The sequence below is a fragment of the Adhaeribacter terreus genome (genome assembly GCF_042657365.1).
In the GTDB taxonomy this organism is placed as follows: domain Bacteria; phylum Bacteroidota; class Bacteroidia; order Cytophagales; family Hymenobacteraceae; genus Adhaeribacter_A; species Adhaeribacter_A terreus.
The window spans coordinates 115,462-133,700 of record NZ_JBHSKT010000006.1 but is presented as its reverse complement, the minus strand read 5'-3'; the positions used below and the strand labels follow the sequence as shown (position 1 = coordinate 133,700).

11 protein-coding genes are annotated in these 18,239 nt (G+C 48.0%); 9 read left to right on the top strand and 2 right to left on the bottom strand.

Annotated elements, in window-relative coordinates:
• Nucleotides 1-119: 119 nt before the first annotated feature.
• Together ACFPIB_RS11420 and corA are read left to right on the top strand one after the other, a co-directional pair.
• Entirely contained in the window at nucleotides 120-986 is an 867-nt protein-coding gene (locus ACFPIB_RS11420) for a bestrophin family protein (RefSeq protein ID WP_378017590.1), read from the top strand.
• A gap of 160 nt (nucleotides 987-1,146) precedes the next feature.
• Nucleotides 1,147-2,097, top strand: coding sequence for a magnesium/cobalt transporter CorA (gene corA, locus ACFPIB_RS11415; RefSeq protein WP_378017589.1), 951 nt, complete (start codon nucleotides 1,147-1,149; stop codon nucleotides 2,095-2,097).
• 54 nt (nucleotides 2,098-2,151) lie between these two features.
• On the opposite strand, the gene ACFPIB_RS11410 is transcribed toward corA, so the two are convergent.
• Nucleotides 2,152-3,225, bottom strand: a complete 1,074-nt coding sequence (locus ACFPIB_RS11410) for an endonuclease/exonuclease/phosphatase family protein (RefSeq protein WP_378017588.1) — start codon at nucleotides 3,223-3,225, stop codon at nucleotides 2,152-2,154.
• Nucleotides 3,226-3,590: 365 nt separating this feature from the next.
• On the opposite strand from ACFPIB_RS11410, the gene ACFPIB_RS11405 reads away from it, so the two are divergent.
• From ACFPIB_RS11405 to ACFPIB_RS11395, 3 genes are all read left to right on the top strand, one after another.
• Nucleotides 3,591-4,367, top strand: a complete 777-nt coding sequence (locus ACFPIB_RS11405; RefSeq protein ID WP_378017587.1) for an HAD family hydrolase — start codon at nucleotides 3,591-3,593, stop codon at nucleotides 4,365-4,367.
• Between the two features lie 26 nt (nucleotides 4,368-4,393).
• Nucleotides 4,394-6,799 (top strand): glycoside hydrolase family 65 protein, encoded by a 2,406-nt coding sequence (locus ACFPIB_RS11400; protein ID WP_378017586.1) that lies wholly within the window; start codon nucleotides 4,394-4,396, stop codon nucleotides 6,797-6,799.
• Nucleotides 6,800-7,512: 713 nt separating this feature from the next.
• A complete protein-coding gene (locus ACFPIB_RS11395) occupies nucleotides 7,513-9,156 on the top strand; it encodes an ABC-F family ATP-binding cassette domain-containing protein (protein WP_378017585.1) in 1,644 nt (547 codons plus the stop codon).
• A 95-nt stretch (nucleotides 9,157-9,251) separates the two neighbouring features.
• Here the strand turns inward: ACFPIB_RS11395 and ACFPIB_RS11390 are convergent, their stop codons facing one another.
• Nucleotides 9,252-10,067, bottom strand: a complete 816-nt coding sequence (locus ACFPIB_RS11390; protein ID WP_378017584.1) for a DUF2490 domain-containing protein — start codon at nucleotides 10,065-10,067, stop codon at nucleotides 9,252-9,254.
• Between the two features lie 293 nt (nucleotides 10,068-10,360).
• On the opposite strand from ACFPIB_RS11390, the gene ACFPIB_RS11385 reads away from it, so the two are divergent.
• The 4 genes from ACFPIB_RS11385 to ACFPIB_RS11370 all read left to right on the top strand — a co-directional run bounded on the left by ACFPIB_RS11385 (nucleotide 10,361) and on the right by ACFPIB_RS11370 (nucleotide 18,201).
• The gene (locus ACFPIB_RS11385; RefSeq protein ID WP_378017583.1) at nucleotides 10,361-11,698 is read left to right on the top strand and encodes a TolC family protein; all 1,338 of its coding nucleotides are present in this window, start codon (nucleotides 10,361-10,363) and stop codon (nucleotides 11,696-11,698) included.
• Between the two features lie 22 nt (nucleotides 11,699-11,720).
• Nucleotides 11,721-15,149 (top strand): efflux RND transporter permease subunit, encoded by a 3,429-nt coding sequence (locus tag ACFPIB_RS11380; protein WP_378017582.1) that lies wholly within the window; start codon nucleotides 11,721-11,723, stop codon nucleotides 15,147-15,149.
• Nucleotides 15,146-16,276, top strand: a complete 1,131-nt coding sequence (locus tag ACFPIB_RS11375; protein ID WP_378017581.1) for an efflux RND transporter periplasmic adaptor subunit — start codon at nucleotides 15,146-15,148, stop codon at nucleotides 16,274-16,276. The genes ACFPIB_RS11380 and ACFPIB_RS11375 overlap by 4 nt, the downstream gene beginning before the upstream one ends.
• 632 nt (nucleotides 16,277-16,908) lie before the next feature.
• Nucleotides 16,909-18,201: a porin gene (locus ACFPIB_RS11370; protein WP_378017580.1), complete on the top strand. Its 1,293-nt coding sequence runs from the start codon at nucleotides 16,909-16,911 to the stop codon at nucleotides 18,199-18,201.
• Nucleotides 18,202-18,239: the final 38 nt, after the last annotated feature.

Genomic DNA, 18,239 nt, shown 5'->3' with positions numbered 1-18,239 from the left:
CGTTTTTATACAGCATTTTTGCAAACCTCACAACACGTAAAGTTTTGTGAGGTTTTTTTATTTCCGGAAATTCAGAAAAAAGAAATCTGTAATTTCGTAGCCGCTTTTTGCTGTGCCCGATGATCAATTACAACCCCAAAGACTGGTTCATTTTCATATTCCGCGTAACCAAAGCCGATACGTTCCGGAAACTCCTGCCTTTAATGCTGGCTGTGAGTGTGTATGCGGGTTTAATTGCTTACCTGGAAACCAATTTCCTGGAAAAAGACGTGGCCGATAATGTTAAAAATCTGGGCCTAATGCACACCGTGCTGGGTTTTGTAATTTCGTTGCTGCTGGTTTTTCGCACCAATACGGCTTACGACCGCTGGTGGGAAGGGCGCAAGATCTGGGGTAGTTTAACCAACAGCGCGCGCAACCTGGCCATTAAGATCCGCGCATTTCTGCCCGAAGAGAACGACCGCAGGTTTTTCCGGCAAATGATCCCGAATTATGCTTTTGCGCTGAAAAATCTGCTGCGCGAAAACGAAGATTTCCACGAGATTGATTCGGTTTTGGATCTGAAACGCGACAAACATTTTCCGAACCAACTGGCGGCGGCCATTTTTCAGAAAGTAAGTGATCTGCATCTTGAAGGTAAAATTTCGGCGGCGCAATTATTATTACTGAACGAAGAAGTAAAATCGCTGACCGACGTTTGTGGCGCTTGCGAACGCATTAAAAATACGCCCATTCCGTTTACCTACAGCGTTTTTATTAAGAAGTTCGTGTTTCTCTACGTCATCACTTTGCCGTTCGGCTGGGTGTTTAGCCTGGGTTATTTTATTATTCCGGTGGTGGTTTTAATTATGTATGCGCTGGCCAGTTTAGAGCTTATTGCCGAAGAAATTGAAAACCCGTTTGGCTCAGATGAAAACGATTTGCCCATCGATCAGATCTGCCACAATATCCGGAAACACGTTGGCGAATTGCTGACGGAGGCGTAAAAGCTAAGAAATGCAGGAAAGTATAGCTTTAGCTGAATTTTCCTGAAAACCCTGCCGCGAAAAACCATAAGTTTGCAATTATAATCTTCGGGCAACCCTGGCTACTGGTTTTTCGTGAACAGGCAAGCACTTTTTCTTACCAAATCTATACCGTTGGGCCATGATCAGAAGTTTTTACCTCCAGAACGACGAGCTGCACTGGGAAAAAGATCCCGAAACTTTACGGCCGGCTGCGGGCAAAAATACCATCTGGATCGATCTGCAGGCGCCTTCCGAAGCAGAATTACAACGCGTTGAACAGGAATTTGGCATCGAGTTTTTCACTCCCCAGGAAGCTGCCGAAATTGAAAGCAGTTCGCGTTATTTCGAAGACAGCACCGGTTTTGAAGCCAACTCGGCGTTTGTGGTTTTAGACAAAGGCAACTACGAAACGCGCCAGATCTCTTTTATTCTGAAAGATGGTATTCTGTTCACGCTGCGCCGCACCGAAATGAAAGCCTTTGCCGAAACGGTGCGCAAAATGAAAACCTTTAAGAGCACCACCACCAAAGCTATTCAGATCTGGCTGCTGCTGCTCGAAACCCAGATCGATTTCGACGCCGACTTTATCGAGTTCCTGACCCGCACCACCAACAACGTGAGTAAAAAACTGGTGAAGGAACAATCTATTGAGGAAGAAGTGCTGATCCGGATCACCGAACTTCAGGAAAATACCATCCAGATCCGCGATAGTATTGTCGATAAACAGCGTTTGGTTTCGTCGCTGCTGCGGAGTTTTTCTGTTGCTGAACCCGAAAAAGACCGCCTGCGCATTATCATAAAAGATATTAACTCACTTTTGCAGCACGCTCAGTTTAGTTTCGAAAGGCTTGAGTATCTGCAGAATACGTTTTTGGGTTTGGTGAATATTGAGCAAAACCAGGTTATTAAGATCTTTACGGTAGTAACGGTGGTTTTTATGCCGCCTACGCTCATTGCCAGCATTTACGGCATGAATTTTAAAGTAATGCCCGAGCTCGAATGGGTGGCCGGTTATCCGTTTGCGCTTATATTAATGGTAGCCTCTTCCATGACTTTTCTGTGGTATTTTAAGCGTAAAAAGTGGCTGTAAACTTCTGAAAAACGCTATGCTTTTCGCCTGAAAAACTCAATTTGAAATTGCCGTTTACTTACCGGTTAATTGCAGCCGGCACGAAAGCGGATAATGGTCGGATAAGTCTTCTTCCATCACTTTAAAATCGGCGCTTTTCAGCTTTTTATCGTGCAGAATATAATCGATGCGCAAAAGCGGGATCAGGCCATTATACGTGTTGCCAAAACCGCGGCCGCTTTCTTCAAAAGCATCTTTTAAATTATTCCGGAGGCGGTTGTAGGTGTAAGAAGAAGGCGGATCGTTAAAATCGCCGCACAGAATTACCGGGTAAGGCGAATTTTCGATGTGCGCAGCTACTACATCTACTTGTTTAGAACGTTTTATGCTGCCGGTTTTTATGCGGTATAGAATATTGCGGGAAGCCAACCATTTTTCCTTTTTGTTCTTCGGGTTGCCCAGAAATTCATAATCTTCGCGCTGCAGCCGGTTGCTCTGGAAATGCGCGTTATATATCCGGATCGTATCGTCGTTTATTTTAATGTCGGTGTAAATGCAAAGGTTATTGGTGGTTTCGTTGAATAGAATATTGCCTTTCCGAACGATGGGAAAATTGCTGAAAGTGGCGATGCCCCAAAAGTCGCTGCCGCGTTTGGTATCGGTATAAGCCATGTGCACAAAAGGCTTTTTGCGGATGTTTTTCAGCGTTTCCAGGTTATCGAAACCGGGCCGCGTGCTGGAAGTATAAAACTCCTGGATGCACAGAATTTCCGGATCTTCGGCCTGTATCAGTTCAAAAATGCGCTTTTTCGTATCCGTTTTTTTCGACCATTCATATAGATCGAAAAGACGCGTATTGAAGCTCAGAACCTTGAAAGCTTTTTCCGGATCGAGTTTAGGTTTGGCATGCAGGTCGAGTTGCAGCTGGTTTTTCAGGTTGGAATAACCCAGTAAAATTATGGCCAGCGACAGCAGAAAAGCCTTGTCGCGAATAATCAGCCAGTAAAGCAGAAACAGAATATTGAGCACCAGAATATACGGGTACGCAATACCGAACAAGGCAATGATCCAGGCCACGGCCGGGCTCACGTACGAAGCCAGAACCGAAACCAACAGCAGCGATGCAGCCACAATATTCAGAAAAAACATGAGTTTTCTCCGCCACAGTTTTTTCCGTTTGTTTGTTCTGCTTGTAACCACTGCCGCCGCGCCTTTCTGGTTCTAAATTACGTATTATTTGCTTGCATGCAGCCTTTTTGCGGGTTTTGTTTCATCCTTTGGCGTCATGCTGAAAATTTAAAAACGGTATGCTTTTGCCCTGAAAAAGTCGGTCATTTTCCGAAAGCTGAAAACACTTCAACGCTAATATTGCAGAATCCGGCATTTATCCGAAAGAATATTTCTTATTATTAGCTGCTTTCAATACTTCCGTTTAAAAAACGCTATGGTTTTGAGCCGGATAACTAAAAACTACGGCAGTAGTATTCCAAAGTAAAACTTCCCGGAAAAACGCTATGCTCCCAAGCGAAAAAACTGCTGCACCCGATTTAAATGAACTGCTCCGCCAACGCCACATCCGCGCCCTTATTTTCGACCTGGATGGCGTAGTAACGCAAACCGCAAAACTGCACGCCGCCGCCTGGAAAAAAATGTTTGACGAATTTCTGCAAAACGCTACCCAAAATACCGGAAAAAGTCAGGCACCTTTCAATATCGAAAACGATTATCCGCGCTACCTCGATGGCATTTCCCGCACCGAAGGCATCCGCAATTTTTTAGCTTCCCGCAACCTCAAAATTCCACTGGGCAAACCGGAAGATACTTTTGAAAACCAAACCATCTGGGGATTAGGAAACCAAAAGAACGCCTATTACCAGGAAATCATGCGCCAGGGCGTTGATGTTTATGAAGATACCGTAGCCTGGATAAAACAAAAACGCGCAGAAGGTTTCCGGATCGCTATAATTTCGGCGAGTAAAAATTGCCGTGAAGTGCTGAGAATTGCTGGACTGGAAACGCTTTTCGAAGTGCAACTGGATGGCATAGAAGCTGAGAACCGCCTTTTAAAAACCAAACCCGAACCCGATATTTTCCTGGAAGCTGCCAAAGCATTGAACGTTCAGACTACAGAAGCTGCCGTTTTTGAAGATGCACGGGCCGGCGTACAAGCCGGAAAAGCCGGTAAATTCGGTCTGGTAGTGGGCGTAAACCGCAAAGATGCTTCCGCAGGAAAAGAACTTTTGGAACTTGGCGCCGACCTGGTAATAACCCAATTCCCGGCAGATGAGTAAAACAAGCAGACATTTGCCCGCCAGGTATGGAAACTGATAACTGGAAAATTGTTTACGAAAACTGGTTGCCCGAAGAACAGGCGCACCGCGAAGCCCTTTGTACGCTCGGAAACGGCTATTTTGCTGCCCGCGGCGCCGCCGAAGAAAGCAGCGCCGATGGCGTGCACTACCCCGGAACGTACCTGGCCGGCGGCTATAACCGCTTGCGTTCGGAAGTTGCCGGAAGAACGATAGAGAACGAAGACCTGGTAAACTGGCCAAACTGGCTTTCGCTCAATTTTCGGCACCCCAACGAAAACTGGTTCGGGCTGGCAGAAGTTACCATTATTTATTTCCGGAAGGAACTCGATCTGAAGAACGGTACTTTGCACCGACATCTGCGTTTCCGAGATCAAAACGGTAGGGAAACTTCCCTGAAAAGTACGCGGCTGGTAAGTATGGCACAACCGCATATCGCGGCCTTGCAATGGGAATTAACTCCCGAAAACTGGTCCGGCATTATCGAAATTTGTTCCGCGCTGGATGGTACGGTTAAAAATAAAGGCGTGGCCCGCTACCAGGCCCTCAACGATCAGCACCTCGAAATTACCGCTACCGGCAACGACGAAACGCAGCATTATATTTACCTCGAAGCCCGCACCAATCAGTCGGAGATAAGTATGGCGCAGGTTGCCCGCACCCGGTTTTACAGCGAATTTCCTGCACAATCTCCGCTTTACGCCCTGGAGCAGCGCGCAAATTATGTAGCCCACGCCTTCCAGATTCCCTGCGAAAACCAGAAAACGGTAAGAATTGAAAAGGTAGTGGTACTCTACACGTCCCGCGATTTTGCCATTTCAGAACCGCTGTTGGAAGCCCGCAGGGCCGTGGAACATGCACCCGATTTTTCAGAATTACTTGCCGCGCACAGCCTGGCCTGGCAGCACCTCTGGCACCGCTGCGATCTGGTTGTGGCCACCAACGACCGTACCCAGCAAATTCTGCGGCTGCATATTTTTCATTTGCTACAAACCGTTTCGCTGCACACCGCCGATCTGGACGTAGGTATTCCGGCGCGGGGTTGGCACGGCGAAGCGTATCGCGGGCATATTTTCTGGGATGAGCTTTTTATTTTTTCCTTCCTGAATTTACGCTTACCCGAACTGGCCCGCGAACTTTTAATGTACCGTTACCGCCGTTTGCCCGAAGCCCGTTTTGCTGCCCGCGGAGCCGGTTACCGCGGTGCCATGTTTCCGTGGCAGAGCGGCAGCAACGGCCGGGAAGAAAGCCAGGTTATTCACTTAAACCCGAAATCCGGAAACTGGCTGCCCGACGATACCTATTTGCAGCGGCACATCAATGCAGCAGTGGCTTACAATGTATGGCACTATTTTCAAACTACCGGCAACAGCGAATTTCTGAATTTATATGGGGCGGAAATGATCTTTGAGATTGCGCTTTTCTGGGCCAGCCTGGCTAGTTGGAGCGAAGAAAAACAGCGTTTCGAAATTAAAGGCGTGGTCGGCCCGGATGAATATCATACCCGTTACCCTGATGCTGAAACGCCCGGCCTGAACAATAATGCTTACACTAATTTTATGGCCGTTTGGGTGCTGGATGTGGCTTTGCAGTTGTCTGAAATTATAGGAGAAAAGCGCCAGGCCGAACTTTTTGAAAAGCTTAAAATTTCAGCAGCAGAACTCGAACGTTGGGAGCAGATAAGCCGGCAGATGTTTATTCCGTTCATTAACCATACCAAACAGGTTATAAGCCAGTTCGAAGGGTATGAAGCGTTGCAGGAACTGGATATAAGAAAATACCGTGAAACGGAAGGCAAAATGCTGCGCCTGGACCGGATACTGGAGAAAGAAGGACTGGATATTAACCGTTATAAAGCCAGCAAACAAGCCGATGTATTAATGTTGTTCTACCTTTTTTCCACCGAAAAACTGCTCGATATTTTTACCCGTTTAGGCTACGATTTTAAACCTGAACACATTTTCGCCAACATTATTTATTACGAAAAGCGCACTACGCACGGCTCCACTCTTAGTAAAATTGTATATTCCTGGGTGCTGGCCAGGTCTAACCGCAAACGCTGCTGGGGCGATTTTCAGACGGCATTGCTCAGCGACATCGAGGATATACAAGGAGGGACCACTTCAGAAGGAATACACCTGGGAGCCATGGCCGGTTCTGTAGACTTAGTTCAGCGTTGCTTTACCGGCCTGGTAATGAGTAATCACGAACTGCTGCTAAATCCCGTTTTGCCCGATAAGATCTACTACCTCGAACTTCGCCTGAAATACCTCGGCAACTGGTTATCTGTAAAACTAACGCAGCAAAAGCTGGTAGTAGCTGCAGACCCCGACTGGAAAAACGAAATATGCCTCAACTTCCGCGGCAAAATGCACACTTTAAGAGCCGGCGATGTGCAGGAAATAGATCTGTAATATGAAGACTATTGGTTGAAGATGTTTTATGGATTTGAGAAAGTCAGGATTATCAGTTGTCTGAATTAGGATTCGCCAGATTTAAGGATTAATAGATTTAACCACCCCTAACCCCTCCTTGAAAAGGAGGGGGGCTTTTCCTACGATTGTTTCAATTCCTGAATTTACACATTCCGCCAGCGCAGCGTTACCTGAAAATCACGTTAGCTCGAAAGCTAAACTAAAAAGAAGCTCACTACGAAGGAAAACTGACACCAGTTTCTGCGTGCGCGGCCTCCGCACTTTCCGGTTTCGTAAGAAAAGCCGCATGCGGCAAGGAAGAGTTGCAGACGCGAACGCAGAAACGAAGCCGCCCGGCTTGAGGGAGAAAAGCAAACTATAAAAGTTAAGAGTTGGCTATAAAAACGCTATCCTTTTTAGTTAAAAAACTACTTACCGCCGATGAGGTCCTTCGCTAACGCTCAGAATGACAGGAATGGTATGCTTTTCAGCCTGAAAACTTAATAGCAAACATTTCTACCATTCCGAAGAGACCTCTCCTCACATCAAGATGACAGCAAAAAAACGCTATGCTTTTCAAGCAAAAAACTCCTTACCGAACTAAACAACCCCGCTTTCATGTTTGCCTCCTGATTCCCTGCAAAAGCCAGATGCAAATTCTGCGGCAAACGGGGAAATTATGTAGTATCTTTGCGCGCTTATTCACAAAAGACATGATTTCAGTAGACGGTGTAACGGTTGAATTTAACGGTTCGGCCCTTTTCAGCAACATTGCTTTTAACATTAACGAAACCGACCGCATTGCCCTTATGGGGAAGAACGGCGCCGGAAAATCGACTTTGCTCAAAATTATTGCCGGGGTTGGAAAACCTACGCGCGGTAAAATTTCTGCGCCCAAAGATGCCGTAATTGCCTACCTGCCGCAGCATTTGCTTACCGACGATAACTGCACCGTTTTTGAGGAAGCCAGTAAGGCCTTTGCCAAAGTGCTGGACATGAAAAAGCGCATGGACGAACTGAACGCCCAGCTCGAAACCCGCACTGATTACGATTCTGATGATTATTACAAACTGATCGAGGAAGTTTCGGAGCTGGGTGAAAAATACTATTCCATTGAAGAAATAAACTACGATGCCGAAGTTGAAAAAACGCTGAAAGGCTTAGGCTTTATGCGCGAAGATTTTACCCGGCCGACCACCGAATTTTCCGGCGGCTGGCGCATGCGTATTGAGCTGGCCAAGATCCTGTTGCAGAAACCCGACCTGATCCTGCTCGATGAGCCAACAAACCACCTCGACATCGAATCCATTCAGTGGCTTGAAGATTTCCTGGTGAATAATGCCAAAGCGGTGATCGTGATTTCCCACGATAAAGCCTTCGTAGACAACATTACCAACCGCACCATAGAAGTTACCATGGGCCGGATCTACGATTACAAAGTGCCTTACTCACAATACCTGCAATTGCGTAAAGAGCGCCGCGAACAGCAGCAGAAACAATACGACGACCAGCAGAAAGAAATTGCCGATATTCAGGGCTTTATCGATCGTTTTAAAGGCACTTATTCCAAAACATTGCAGGTGCAAAGCCGCGTGAAAATGCTGGAAAAAATGGAGCTGATCGAGGTAGATGAAGTAGATACTTCAGCTTTGAGTCTGAAATTTCCGCCCGCGCCGCGCTCCGGAAATTACCCGGTTATTGCCGAAGAATTAGGCAAAACTTATGGCAACCACGTGGTGTTCAAAGATGCTTCGCTTACCATTGAACGCGGCGAAAAAATTGCACTGGTTGGTAAAAACGGCGAAGGAAAATCTACGTTCGTGAAAGCCATTATGAACGAAATTGATTTCGACGGAAAACTGACTTTGGGCCACAACGCCATGATCGGTTATTTTGCCCAGGACCAGGCTGCCAAACTCGACGGCGAACTCACCGTTTTCCAGACCATCGATCAGATTGCCGTAGGTGATGTGCGTACCAAGATCAAAGATATTCTGGGCGCGTTCATGTTCAGCGGCGAAACGGTTGAAAAGAAAGTGAAAATGCTTTCCGGCGGTGAAAGAACCCGTCTGGCCATGATCAAATTGCTTTTGCAACCAGTTAACCTGTTAATTCTCGATGAGCCAACTAACCACTTGGATATCAAAACTAAGGACATCCTGAAAGATGCCCTCAAAGCCTTCGACGGAACGTTAATTCTGGTTTCCCACGACCGCGATTTCCTGGATGGCCTGGCCGAAAAAGTATTCGAGTTCGGCAACAAACGTATCCGCGAGCACTTCGAAGATATCAACGGTTTCCTGCGCAACAAGAAGATGGATAACCTCCGCGAAATTGAAAGAACGGTAGCAAAATAAGCTTAAAAAGTATAAGTTATAGCTTCAGAAGAAGCAGCTAAAAAAGTAAAGCCGCCCCGATGTATTTCGGAGCGGCTTTTTTGTTTTCGCTTATTTTAATTCTCTGTCGGGGCAGGTGCCGGAGCTGGTTCGTTATCAATAGTACGGGCCGGGAAATCGAAGTTGAAGGTAATGCCGGCCATAAGCGTATGGTTGTGTTCGAAGCGGAAACCGTTACGTTGCGCCACGATCTGATTCAGGTAACCGAGTTCGAAAGCCAGTTCTTTGGTGTAGCGGTAACCAAATAAAAGCGAAGCGCGGTTCTGGTCGAAAATGTTGTTAGCTACGTTCTTACCGGCATTAATGAAAACTTCGTTGGCGGCGGCCACATAAAATTCCTTCGGATCGATGGTGGTGCCTTTGAAAGGATGCGAAGCCCGCAGGTTATACCGGAAACGGTTGGTGTACAGAAAATCTTTGCGGCCGGCGTGTTTGATCCAGCGTTGTTCGATGCGGTAGCGGTGCTGAAAGAAAAGCGAAGCTACGTTGCCTTTAAAGAAAAATTGCTGGTAACTGCGGTGTTCCGGAAAATCATCGGAAGCCGGAAATTCGCCATACGGGTAGGTATGCACGTACGCGTAACCGAGCGTAAGCATAATGTTTTTGCCAATGTTGTAATTCACGCCAACCCGCGGCATAACCTGCATGGGGTGCTTGTAAAGTTTATAGCGGCGCATTACAAATTCGGCGTGCAGGCCCCAGTTTCCCGATAAATTATGATCGCCGCTGTAGCTGAGCCAGCCGTTAAAATTCGGGTCGATAACGCGCGGCGGATTGCCCTGCGCCTGACTTTTTGAGCTCAAAACCATACCGTTTAACAGCAGGAAAAAAGCGAAGAAAATTTTCTTGTAAGGAAAAATTGCGGAAGGCATGAGCAAGAATAAACTTAAAGGTCTGAACTGGAAATTTCCGGGGTAGTTTCTGTGCGGTAAAGGTAATGCAGCCTGATTAAAACCAGATTAAAAAATAAATTTTACTTCCCATTTCTTTCCTGTTTTGCCGTATAGGTTTGTCAAACGAAACGCTTACAACAGTTAAACCGGAAAATATGTTATCAGAAAGTAATCCTGTTCCAATCCCGGAATATCATTTTTCAGCCCCAGGCACTAAGCTTCGGGTTGAAAGCAAAATCAAAGCAGTTTTTCTGCTTGTAGCCCTATCGTTTTTGCAGTGCTTTTCCGCTACCGCGCAAACCGTAAACCTGAACCAGGCTTTAGAAACAGGCAAAGCCAATTACCCCGGCCTGAAAGCCCGCCAGCACAACGTGAGAAGCGCCGAAAAGAAAGTGGCTTCCGCCCGCGCCAGTTATTTGCCCGATCTCAACCTGCAGCACCAATATACTTATGGCACGGGAAATAACGTGGTAGGTCCTTACTATTCAAACAACGGAACTACTATAAACCCCTCTGGCGGCGACCGCGAAGAAAACATTACCAAAGGTGCCTTCGGAACGCTTTCCACGGCTATTCTGGAGTGGGATGTGTTCAGTTTCGGAAGAGTGAAAGCCGATATAATCGCGGCCAAAGCCGAAGAGCAAACCGTGAACCTGGAGTACGAGAACGAGCTTTTTCAACACCAGATAAGAATTGCCGATGCGTATTTATTAGTGCTGATAAACCAACGCCTGAAAGAAACGCAACGCCATAATTTAGAACGCGCCGAAGCTTTTAAAAAGGCCATTGATGCAGCTACCATTTCGGGTTTGCGCGCCGGCGTAGATAGTTCGTTGGCCAATGCCGAAGTTGCCCGCGCCCGAATTCAACTATTAGAAGCCGAAAAAAACGAACGGTCGCAGCTTTATAAACTAGCCGAACTTACCGGCGAAGTGAAAGATCTAAACCTCGATTCCATGGTTTTTTTCAGCCGTTTGCCCAACCCGCAAAGCTATTTACAGAACGACATAACCCAAACGCCGCTGCTCCGGCTTTACCAATCGCAAACCGAACTGAGCAAGCAGCGTGCCATTGCCATTAAACGCACGTTCTACCCAACTTTCACTTTAATGGGAGCGGCCTGGGGACGGGGTTCGGGCGTTTCTAACAAGACCGGCGAATACCGAACGGACTTCAGCAGCGGCACGCAATACCAGGTTTACAATTACATGTTCGGGGCGGCGGTGCGCTGGAATATTGGCAATTATTTCCAGGTGCGAAGCGATTATTTAAGCCAGAATTTCCAGCAGAAACGCTACGAACAACTTTACAAAGAGCAGCAACTCAAACTCACGCGCCAACTCAGGGAATCGGATATGCAATTTCAGCTTTCCATGGAACAGGCCAAAGTCGCGCCGTTGCAATTGCAGGCTGCGCAGGCGGGTTTCCGGCAGGCCGAATCAAGGTACGCCAGTGGTTTGACTGATTTACCGACCTTCACGCAAAGCCTGGTAACGCTTAACCGCGCCGAAACCGACCGCTACATTGCCTACATAAATGCCTGGCGTTCGCTGCTGCAGGAAGCGGCCAGCACCGGCGATCTTTCCATCTTCCTGAACCAGGTTCAATAATTTTTTCAGCTTAAAAAACGCTATGTTTCAGATCATAAAAAGTGCTTTAAGAAAACCTATTTCCGTGCTGGTAGCAGTATTCGGGATCGTTTTCTTTGCCGTGCTTTCCCTTTTCCGCATTCCCGTAGATATTTTTCCGAGCCTCGATTTGCCCCGAATTTTCATTGTGCAAACTTACGGTGGTATGGCCGCCGACGAAATGGACGCCTTCGTGGCTACGAAATACCGCGACCACTTTTTGTACGTTTCCGGCATCAAGAACGTGGACATTAAAACCATTCAGGGCTTATGTTTAATGCGCCTCGATTTTTATCCCGGAACCGACATGGCGCAGGCCGCCTCCGAAGTTGCGAACAACGTGAACCGCGCCAAAGCTTACATGCCCGAAGGGATGCAGCCGCCGCAGGTAATTCGTTTCGACGTGAGTTCGGTGCCGGTGGGCCAGCTGGTGTTCCAGAGTAAAACGCGCAGTTTGGCGGAGTTGCAGGAAATGGCAAGTTCGCGTATCCGGCCCATGTTCTCTCAGATCGAAGGTTCGTCCAGTCCGCCGCCGTTCGGGGGTAACCAGCGTTCCATCGTCATAAAAATCGACCCGAAACTGGTGCGCAGCTACAAGCTTACCGCCGACGAAATTATTCAGGCCATTATTGCCAATAACCAGCCATCGCCGGCCGGTAACGTGCGCCTCGGCGACAAAGCCGTGATGACGCCCGTAAACGCTTTAATTGACAAACCCGAAGACTTCCTGAATATCCCGATTCGGACCGGTTCTGGCCCCACCGTTTTTGTGCGCGACGTAGGAACCGTGGAAGATGCCGCCGATATTACCGTAAGTTACGCCTTGGTGAACGGCCGCCGCGCGGTATACATTCCGGTAGTAAAAAAGTCCGATGCTTCTACGTTAGATGTGGTGGATGCCGTGAAAAAGGAACTCCCTAAATTCCAGAGTGCGCTGCCCGACGACGTAAAAATTTCCTACGAATTCGACCAGAGTACTTACGTTACCAACGCCCTGAAAAGCCTCGTAATTGAAGGTGCCTTGGGTGCGATCTTAACCGGTTTAATGGTGCTGCTTTTCCTACGCGATTGGCGAAGTGTGATCATCGTGGTTCTCACCATCCCGATCTCGTTGCTTTCCGCGGTAATCTTGCTGAATTTATTCGGGCAAACCATCAACATCATGACGCTTTCTGGTCTGGCGCTGGCAATTGGTATTCTCGTCGATCAGGCCACGGTTACCATCGAAAACATTCACCAGCACTTAGAACAAGGCAAGCCGAAAGTAATTGCCATTCGCGATGCTTGTAAGGAAATCGTGTTCCCGGAATTCCTTATTTTAATTTCCGTACTCGCCGTTTTTGCGCCTTCGTTCATCATGTCCGGCGTACCGAAATCCATGTTCTTACCGCTTTCCCTAGCCGTTGGTTTTGCCATGATCGCTTCGTTTTTACTTTCCCAAACCTTCGTTCCGGTATTGGCAAACTGGCTTTTAAAAGACCACAAACACGATGAAGATCACGACGCCAAAACGATAGGGAATTCCGGTGAAAAACCCGGTTGGATCCCTGCGGGAAGTTCCGGATTAACGTCAACCCAAACGGTAGCACTTTCCACCGAAAAAGTCGAAACCGATCCGGAGAAATTATTGCCGGCTTCAGTTGAAGATGAAGGAAAAACGATAGAGATATCGGGCGAAAAAGTCGAAGGAAATTCAGCAAAAACGATAGGGAATTCGACTGAAAAAGTCGGAAGTAAAGCTGAAAAAACCGTAGGAAAAAACGACAGGAAACCCTTCTTCGAGCGCTTTAAAGATAAGTACGAAGGCGTTTTAACGAACGTAACGCAACGCGCCAAACTTTGGACTACGGTTTATTTGCTGGCAGCTTTCGCGGTTATCGGCCTGAGTTTCTTCTTTATTGGCACCGATATTCTGCCGCGCGGAAATTCCCGCCAGTTCCAGTTGCGCATTAAAGCTCCGGACGGCACCCGCGTAGAACGCACCGAACAAGCCACGCTTAAAGTGTTGCAGGCAATAGAAAAAGAAGTGGGCGAAGGCAACGTGGAAATTTCTTCGGCCTTCGTAGGAACGGTTCCTTCCAGCTACGGTACGTCCAACATTTTCGTGTTCAACAGCGGTCCGCATGAAGCCGTAATGCAGGTGGCCATTGCCAAAGCTGCCAATGTTGAAATGGACTTGCTGAAAGAAAAACTTCGCGAAAACCTGAAGAAGAACGCGCCGGAACTTGCCATTTCCTTCGAGCCGATGGAGCTGGTAGATAAAATTATGAGCCTTGGTTCCAACACGCCGGTAGAGGTAAGCGTAGGTGCCCGCGATATTGAAGAAGCCGCGAAATTCGCCCGGAAAATAATGGCTGAAATGCAGAAAATACAATATCTGCGCGACGTACAGATTGCTCAGCCGCTGAATTACCCGGTGCTGAAAGTGGAAATTGATCGCGAACGTGCTGGCCAGATGGGTGTAACGTCCAGCCAGGTTGCGCAAAGTATGGTTGCCGCCACTTCGTCGAGCCGCTTTACAGATAAGAACATCTGGCTCGATCGTAATAAAGGCCTTGGTTACCAGGTGCAGGTGCAGATCCCGATCAACCAGATGACGAGCGTGGAAGACATGGGTGCCATTCCCTTGCAGAAGGAGGCCATGAACCCGGTTTTATCTGACGTAGCCACCTTCCACCAAACCGAAGAACCCGCGCAATACGACCGTTCCGGCGCCAACCGCCTGGTAACCGTAAGCGCCAACTTACACGACACGGATCTGGGAAAAGCCAGTAAAGAAGTGCAGGAAGCCATAAAACGCGCCGGCGATCCGCCAAAAGGCGTAACCGTAGAGCTGAAAGGCCAGACCACCTTGCTCGACGAAACGCTAAGCAGTTTGCAGGGCGGTTTGCTTATTGCGATCGTGGTGATCTTCCTCATTTTAACGGCCAATTTCCAGAGTTTCCGGCTGTCGCTGCTCATTCTTTCTACCGTTCCGGCGGTGGTGGCGGGCGCGCTTTTATTGCTGCTACTTTGCGGCGCAACCCTCAATTTGCAGAGTTACATGGGCTTGATCATGAGCGTGGGGGTTTCGGTGGCAAACGCCATTCTGTTGGTTACCAAAGCCGAAAGTCTGCGCCTGGAAATGAAAGACGCGAAAGACGCCGCCATAGCCGCTTCGCTTAACCGGGTTCGCCCCATTTTAATGACCAGTATTGCCATGATTGCCGGTATGATGCCAATGGCTTCGGGCTTCGGTGAAGGCGGCGACCAGATCGCACCGCTGGGCCAGGCCGTAATTGGCGGTCTGTTGGTTTCGGCTTTCGCCTCGCTGCTGATTTTGCCGGCCATTTTCACGCTGCTGCAGCGCAAAGCATCTTTCGATTCCGTTTCGCTGGATCCCGGCGATCCGGAAAGCAAATATTACGAGTATTCAAAACTTCAAAAAGCATGAAAGTTTACCAATATTGTTTCTTACCCCTCCTGATCTGCGGGCTGTTTGCCTGCGGAAAAGACGAAAAAGCCACTGCTAAAGAAACACCCAAAGACGACACGCCAACCGTGAAAGTTACGGAAGTACAAAGCCTGCAACCGCACAAACCCATTGTAGTGCCCGGCGAATTATTTCCGCTGGATAAAGTGGCTATTTACGCCAAAATGAAAGGTTTTGTGCGCGAAGTAAAAGTGGATCGCGGCAGCCGCGTTAAAAAAGGACAAGTGCTCGCCATCTTAGACGCCCCCGAAACCAGCGCCGATTTCGCCCAGGCCGAAGGAATTGTGCGCGCCGCCGAAGGAGCCTTAAACGAAGCCAAAGCCCGCGCCTATGCTTCCAAGCAAAATTACCTGCGCTTGTTAAAAGCCAACCAGATCGCCGGGGCCGTAGCGCCAATTGAGTTAGATAAAGCCGAAGCCGAAATGAAAGCCGACAGCGCCGCCAAAGTGAACGCCGAAGGAAATCTGAAAGCCGCAAAATCGGTGTTTAAATCGAAAGCCGAGCTGGTGAATTATTTAACCATTACCGCGCCATTTTCCGGCACCATCACCGAACGCCACATCAGTCCGGGCGCGTTGGTTGGCGGCTCCGGAAGCGAACCTTTGTTTCAGTTAGAAGACCAAAGCACGCTGCGTTTAACCATTGCCATTCCGGAAAAATATACCAACGTAGTGAACCGCGATACTTCGGTAATGTTCTCCGTAAACGCCATCCCAAACAAGGAATTCAGCGCCCCCTTCAGCCGCAGCTCCGGCAGCGTAGACGACAAAACCCGTGTAATGCTCACCGAATTTGACGTACCCAACCCAACCGGCGAACTAAAAGCCGGCATGTACGCCGAAGTGAAATTACCGTTAGTCCGCCGCCATGAGACCTTATTCGTGCCAACCACCAGCGTAGTAAATTCCGACGAACGGATCTTCGTAATTAAAACGGTAGGCAACAAAGCCAAATGGGTAACTGTGGAAAAAGGTATGACCGTAGATACTTTGGTTGAAGTTTTCGGGGAAGTGAAAAAAGGCGAAAAAGTAGTACTGAGAGCGTCGGAAGAATTGCGCGATGGACAGGCGATAAAAGTTGCGCAGTAGGTTCTGGTAAATGAAAACCTCACAGGTCTCCAAGACGTGTGAGGTTTGGATTCATGTCGGAAACGCTATGGTTTCCGGCTAAAAAAGTCATTTCTGCTCAAAGCCGACAAGGTCCTTCAGCGCTACGCGCGCAATCTTCGCGCTCCCGCGCTCAATTGTGCTCAGGATGACATTACCTTTATTGTGAATTCTAAAAAAAGTCAAGCCGCTTCGGAATATTCCGGGGCGGCTTTTTTGTGGGAAAAACGTTATGGTTTTGACCGGAAAAAATGCTGAAGTAACAAACATAAATACACCTGTCTTCCTGAGCGCTCAATTGTGCTCAGGATGACAACTAAACTTCCGGCAATTTCTAAAGCTAAAAACTGAAGTTGTTGTTGTCGGTCTTTGGTGTTTATAACTAATTCATAATTAAAGCTTTAAGTTTGCAGTTAACATTCCCTTAACAATTCGCCTTCCTGTTAACATTTTCTTAATAATAAGATGATTTACTCTTAACTGCTGTCGGTTTCAGAAAGCCGAACTTTGCAACAGTAAAAAATGGAATGAAATAGCTTTTAGCTGAAACAGTGTTGCGCCTGACTAACCAATGCTGCTTCTCATTCCGGTAGAACATTTAAAATTAAGATCACATGTTTTCACCCGCATGTCAGTTCGTAGCCAGAAACCTGCGAAACTTTATCTGCTTCAGTATTTTGATTGCTTTCGTCCTGATTTCCGGAAATGCAACCGCGCAGGTTATGCCGCCTGCTTTAAAAGATTCGCTGCGCACCGCACCAAGCCCCGATAATATTAAACCCAAACCAGTTGTGCTTCCGAAATGGTACCAGAATATTTCGTTGCGCGGCTACACCCAGATCCGGTATAACCGGTTACTTGAAACCAATTCCAAACTCAAGTCTGAGTACGACAAATCTATTGGCGAGAAAAGTGGTTTCCTGATCCGCCGCGCGCGCCTGGTATTCAGCGGAAGCGTTAGCGACCGGGTATATATCTACATTCAGCCCGATCTGGCTACTACCCCTTCCGGCAGTTCATCCATTCATTTTGCGCAACTCCGCGATGCTTATTTCGATCTGGCGCTGGATTCGGCCAAGGCATTCCGTTTCCGGGTAGGACAAAGCAAAATTCCTTTCGGTTTCGAAAACATGCAATCGAGCTCCAACCGCCTTACCTTAGACCGCGCCGATGCCCTGAACAGTGGCATACCGAACGAACGTGACCTGGGGGTAATGTTTTACTGGGCGCCTGCCAAAATCCGGAAAAGGTTCAGTGAACTAACCAACAGCACCTTGAAAGGCAGCGGCGATTACGGCGTTTTCGGTTTAGGGATCTACAATGGTCAGACCGCAAATAAAGCGGAAGCCAACGATAATCTGAACGTGGTTGCGCGCCTTTCTTACCCCATTGCTTTTAAAAACGGCCAGGTCATTGAACCAGGCATTCAGGCCTATACCGGCATGTACACAGTAACCGCCGATCAGTTAAGCAGCACAGCTATAAAAGGCGGAAATTTCACGGATCACCGGGCAGCGGCCAGCTTTATTTTATATCCGAAACCATTTGGCTTTCAGGCCGAATACAACGTGGGTAAAGGCCCGCAGTTCGACCCGGAAACCAAAACGATAAAGCTAAAAAGCCTGCATGGCGGTTATGCGCAGGCAATGTATCACCTGAAAGTTAAAAACCAACGGATAATTCCGTTTGTTAAAGTGCAGTATTACGAAGGCGGCAAAAAGAACGAACTCGATGCCCGTTTTACGAAAATGCACGAAACCGAGCTTGGCGTGGAATGGCAACCGGTGCCGGCTTTCGAGCTGACGGCGCAGTATAGCCTGACCGACCGCCTTAACAAAGACGGAAAAAACCTGAACAACCACCAGGCCGGTAATTTTCTGCGCCTGCAGGCCCAGTTCAATTACTAATATAGCAGAACAGCAGAGAAAACGCTATTCTAAAACAG

Bases quoted from the DNA above. Each gene is read 5' to 3' on its own strand.
- ACFPIB_RS11390 (WP_378017584.1), bottom strand. From the start codon at position 10,067: ATGCCTTCCGCAATTTTTCCTTACAAGAAAATTTTCTTCGCTTTTTTC.
- ACFPIB_RS11375 (WP_378017581.1), top strand. From the start codon at position 15,146: ATGAAAGTTTACCAATATTGTTTCTTACCCCTCCTGATCTGCGGGCTG.
- ACFPIB_RS11410 (WP_378017588.1), bottom strand. From the start codon at position 3,225: ATGTTTTTTCTGAATATTGTGGCTGCATCGCTGCTGTTGGTTTCGGTT.
- corA (WP_378017589.1), top strand. From the start codon at position 1,147: ATGATCAGAAGTTTTTACCTCCAGAACGACGAGCTGCACTGGGAAAAA.
- ACFPIB_RS11405 (WP_378017587.1), top strand. From the start codon at position 3,591: ATGCTCCCAAGCGAAAAAACTGCTGCACCCGATTTAAATGAACTGCTC.
- ACFPIB_RS11420 (WP_378017590.1), top strand. From the start codon at position 120: ATGATCAATTACAACCCCAAAGACTGGTTCATTTTCATATTCCGCGTA.
- ACFPIB_RS11380 (WP_378017582.1), top strand. From the start codon at position 11,721: ATGTTTCAGATCATAAAAAGTGCTTTAAGAAAACCTATTTCCGTGCTG.
- ACFPIB_RS11400 (WP_378017586.1), top strand. From the start codon at position 4,394: ATGGAAACTGATAACTGGAAAATTGTTTACGAAAACTGGTTGCCCGAA.
- ACFPIB_RS11370 (WP_378017580.1), top strand. From the start codon at position 16,909: ATGTTTTCACCCGCATGTCAGTTCGTAGCCAGAAACCTGCGAAACTTT.
- ACFPIB_RS11395 (WP_378017585.1), top strand. From the start codon at position 7,513: ATGATTTCAGTAGACGGTGTAACGGTTGAATTTAACGGTTCGGCCCTT.